This window comes from Pseudomonas sp. AP42, assembly GCF_001728935.1.
Lineage (GTDB): Bacteria > Pseudomonadota > Gammaproteobacteria > Pseudomonadales > Pseudomonadaceae > Aquipseudomonas > Aquipseudomonas lactis.
The window spans coordinates 1-4,451 of sequence record NZ_LYSO01000197.1 but is presented as its reverse complement, the minus strand read 5'-3'; the positions used below and the strand labels follow the sequence as shown (position 1 = coordinate 4,451).

At 61.3% G+C, this 4,451-nt stretch carries 3 protein-coding genes; 2 read left to right on the top strand and 1 reads right to left on the bottom strand.

The window, feature by feature from the left end; genetic code table 11:
- Nucleotides 1–134: 134 nt before the first annotated feature.
- On the bottom strand, nucleotides 135–893 hold the full coding sequence (locus tag A7K61_RS30325; protein WP_032893642.1) for a Nif3-like dinuclear metal center hexameric protein: 759 nt from the start codon (nucleotides 891–893) through the stop codon (nucleotides 135–137).
- A gap of 101 nt (nucleotides 894–994) precedes the next feature.
- Between A7K61_RS30325 and algW the strand changes: the two genes are divergently transcribed.
- Both algW and A7K61_RS30315 read left to right on the top strand, forming a co-directional pair.
- A complete protein-coding gene (algW, locus tag A7K61_RS30320) occupies nucleotides 995–2,155 on the top strand; it encodes a Do family serine endopeptidase AlgW (protein WP_003188388.1) in 1,161 nt (386 codons plus the stop codon).
- A gap of 112 nt (nucleotides 2,156–2,267) precedes the next feature.
- Entirely contained in the window at nucleotides 2,268–4,361 is a 2,094-nt protein-coding gene (locus tag A7K61_RS30315; protein ID WP_069559002.1) for a TonB-dependent siderophore receptor, read from the top strand.
- Nucleotides 4,362–4,451 lie beyond the last annotated feature (90 nt).

The following is a 4,451-nucleotide window of genomic DNA, read 5'->3' as shown; positions in this document are numbered from 1 at the left end:
CGGGGCGCCTAAGATCAAGAGCAGATCAAGATCAAGAGCGGCTCGCTTCGCATCGTGGTTAGCGTTGATCGAGTTGCGTGGAGACCTACGATTCTCGCAGTCAAGCCAGCTCCCACAGTGTTCAGTGCTGTGCCTTAGATCGGGTTGGGGCAGTCGATGAACAGGTGCTCCAGGGCAAAGCGTCGCGCCAGGTAGTCGCCTAACGCCTGCACGCCATAGCGTTCGGTGGCGTGATGGCCGGCGGCGATGAAGCTGATGTTGTTTTCCCGGGCGCTGTGGAAGGTCTGTTCGGACGCTTCACCGCTCAGGTACAAATCGACACCGGCGGCAATCGCCTGGTCGATGTAGCCCTGGCCGCCACCGGTACACCAGCCGACGCGGCGAATCATCTCGCTGCCTTCGATCAGCAGCGGTTCGCGGCCCATCACGTCCTGCACGCGGCGGGCGAAGTCACGGGGTGACAGAGGCTCGGCCAGGGAGCCGACCAGGCCGACGACTTTGGGGTTGCCAGGGTCCAGCGGGCCTTCGACGGTGATGTCCAGGTGGCGAGCCAGTTGCACGTTGTTGCCAACATCGGCGTGCAGGTCCAGGGGCAAGTGGTAGGCCAGCAGGCTGATGTCATGCTTGAGCAGGGTTTTGAGGCGGCGCTGCTTCATGCCGGTGATGCAGGGGTTTTCGCCCTTCCAGAAGTAACCGTGGTGCACCAGCACCAGGTCGGCCTTGGCTTCGACGGCGGCGTCCAGCAGGGCTTGGCTGGCGGTCACGCCGCTGACGATGCGCATCACTTGGGGCCGGCCCTCGACCTGCAGGCCGTTGGGGCAGTAATCGGCAATTTTGGCGCTGCCGAGGTAGCGGTCGGCTTCCTCGACGAGGGTAGTAAGGGGCACGGCCATAAAAGACTCCTAAATATCCCGTTCGCAGGCGTCGCAGCCTCGTATAATGCGCGACATTATGGGCGCTCTCCCGCCCCCTGCAACCTGTCAGGACTTACTTGATGCTCAAGGCACTGCGTTTTTTTGGATGGCCATTGTTGGCTGGCGTGCTGATCGCGATGCTGATTATCCAGCGTTATCCCCAGTGGGTGGGCCTGCCCACACTGGATGTGAACCTGCAACAGGCACCGCAGACCAACACGGTGGTGCAGGGTCCGGTGACCTATGCCGACGCCGTAGTCATTGCCGCGCCGGCGGTGGTCAACCTGTACACCACCAAAGTCATCAACAAGCCCGCGCATCCGTTGTTTGAAGACCCGCAATTTCGCCGCTATTTCGGTGACAACGGCCCCAAGCAGCGCCGCATGGAATCCAGCCTCGGCTCCGGTGTGATCATGAGCCCTGAAGGCTACATCCTCACCAACAACCACGTGACCACCGGCGCCGACCAGATCGTGGTGGCCCTGCGTGACGGCCGCGAAACCCTGGCCCGCGTGGTGGGCAGCGACCCGGAAACGGATCTGGCGGTACTCAAGATTGATCTGAAGAACCTGCCGGCCATCACCCTCGGCCGCTCCGACGGTTTGCGCGTGGGCGATGTGGCGCTGGCCATCGGCAACCCGTTCGGGGTGGGGCAAACGGTGACCATGGGCATCATCAGCGCCACCGGGCGCAACCAGTTGGGCCTTAACAGCTACGAAGATTTCATCCAGACCGACGCGGCGATCAACCCCGGCAACTCGGGCGGTGCGCTGGTGGACGCCAATGGCAACCTGACTGGCATCAACACCGCGATTTTTTCCAAGTCTGGCGGTTCACAGGGCATTGGCTTTGCGATCCCGGTGAAGCTGGCGATGGAAGTGATGAAGTCGATCATCGAACACGGCCAGGTGATTCGTGGCTGGCTGGGCATTGAAGTACAGCCCTTGACCAAGGAACTGGCCGAGTCATTCGGCCTGACCGGGCGTCCAGGCATCGTGGTGGCGGGGATCTTCCGCGACGGCCCGGCGCAGAAAGCCGGCCTGCAGCTGGGCGATGTGATCCTCAGCATCGACGGCGCGCCAGCGGGTGATGGCCGCAAGTCGATGAACCAGGTGGCGCGGATCAAGCCGACCGACAAGGTGGCGATCCTGGTGATGCGCAACGGCAAGGAGATCAAACTGTCGGCGGAAATCGGCCTGCGCCCACCACCGGCCACCGCGCCAGTGAAAGAAGAGCAATAACCGTCGCGACCCAAGCGCCCGTTCACGGGCGCTTGTAAGGCTATATTTCTTAGCGATTCATTCTCATTAGGCATGTTATATTGTTTCAATATCGCTATTGGAACGCTCTATCATGTCGTCTCGAAAGTTTGTGCCCTTGGCCGGCCTGGCCCTGGGTTTGCTGCTCGACCCTGCCTACGCCGAAGAAAACACCCTGGAACTGGACACCATCAGCGTCACCTCCGACGCCTATGAATCCGCCACCGGCCCGGTCGACGGCTACCGTGCCACCCGCTCTGCCAGTGCGACCAAGACCGACACGGCGTTGCGCGACATCCCGCAATCGATCAGCGTGATTCCGGCCACGGTACTCAAAGACCTGGGCAGTACCAGCGTGGAGCGCGCCCTGGAATTCGCCGGCGGTGTGTCCAAGCAAAACAACTTCGGCGGCCTGACCCTCTACGAATACAGCGTGCGCGGCTTCACCACGTCCGAGTTCTACCAGGATGGTTTCAGCGCCAACCGTGGCTACCCCAGCACCCCGGACGCAGCGAATATCGAACGCATCGAAGTGCTCAAGGGCCCCGCCGCCAGCCTGTATGGGCGTGGCGATCCCGGCGGCACGGTGAATATCGTCACCAAGAAACCCCAGCCCGAGGCCTTCACCACCCTGCAGACCAGCGCCGGCAGTTGGGACCGTTACCGCACCGCGCTGGATGTGAATACGCCGCTGGACAGCGAGGGGCGTGTGCTGACGCGAGTGAACCTGGCCGTTGAAGACAACCACAGCTTTCGCGATCACGTCGACGCCAAGCGCGTGTTCGTCGCGCCCTCTTTCAGTTGGCAGTTAGACCCGGACACCACCCTGCTGGTGGAAAGCGAGTTCGTGCGCCACAGCTCCACCTTCGACCGGGGCATCGTCGCCAACACCGGCATGTCCCATTCCACCTTCCTCGGCGAGCCCAACGACGGCAATATCCGCAACCACAACAATCGCATCCAGGCGGCATTGGAACACCACCTCAACGACGCCTGGAAACTGCGCCTGGCCAGTCATTACAAGCAGGGCAGCCTGTGGGGCGATGCTTCGGAAAGCCGTGCGCTGAACCCAGACGGCCACAGCGTCAACCGCCGCTACCGTGAGCGCTCCACCGGTTGGCATGACAGCATCACCCAGCTGGAACTGCGCGGGGTGTTCGATATCGGCAGTTGGCAACACGAACTGTTGATTGGTACCGAATACGAGGATTACCGCAAGAAAGAGCGCGTGACGGCGATCGCTGGCGACTACCCCATCGACATTTACAAGCCGGTGTACGGCCATCCCAAACCCAACGGCACACGCTCCGGCACCGACGTCTTCGAACAAACCAAAAGCCACGCACTGAACCTGCAGGACCAGATCATCTTCACCGACCGCCTGCGCGGCATGATCGGTGCGCGCTTCGAGCACTTCGAACAAAGCACCGACGACTTCACCCGCAACCACGCCAAGAGCCGCCAAACCCACGACGCCTTCACTCAACGTGCCGGCCTGCTCTACCAGCTCACGCCAGAAGTCGGCGTATTTGCCAACGCCTCCACCTCGTTCAAGCCAAATAACGGCCTGGATGCTGGCGGCAAGTCCTTCAAGCCCGAAGAAGGCGTGGGTTACGAGGTGGGAATCAAAAGCGAACTGTTTGACGACCGCCTCAGCGCCACGCTTGCGGCCTTTCATATCGAAAAGGAAAACGTGCTGACCCTCGACCCGGCGACCAACCTCAACCGCGCCATGGGCAAGGCCCGTAGCCAGGGGTTCGACCTGCAAGTAACCGGGCAAGTGACCGACGCCGTGCGCGTGATCGGCGCCTTGGCTTACATCGACGCCGAAGTGACCAAGGGCGACAAAACCATCCCCACGGGCAGCCGCATTCTCGGCGTGGCCAAGCGCAGCGGCAGTGTGTTGGGCGTGTATGAATTCCAGGACGGCGCATTGCGTGGCTCAGACCTGGGCGCAGCGTTCACCTATGTGGGTGACCGCTCAGGCGAAGCCGGCACAGGCTTCGAACTGCCCGCCTACCACACCGTGGATTTACTGGCCCATTACAAGGCCACGCAGAACGTGACGGTGGGGCTGAACCTCAACAACCTGTTCAATGAAAAGTATTACGAGCGGTCTTATAGCAACTATTGGGTCAACCCCGGCGAGCCGCGCAACTTCACGGTTAGCCTGACCCTTAATCTGTAAATACAGTCAAATTGTGGGCTGGCTCGCCTGCGATAGCCATAGATATCGACACAACGCTGTCGCAATCAACGGTAACCACGATGCGAAGCG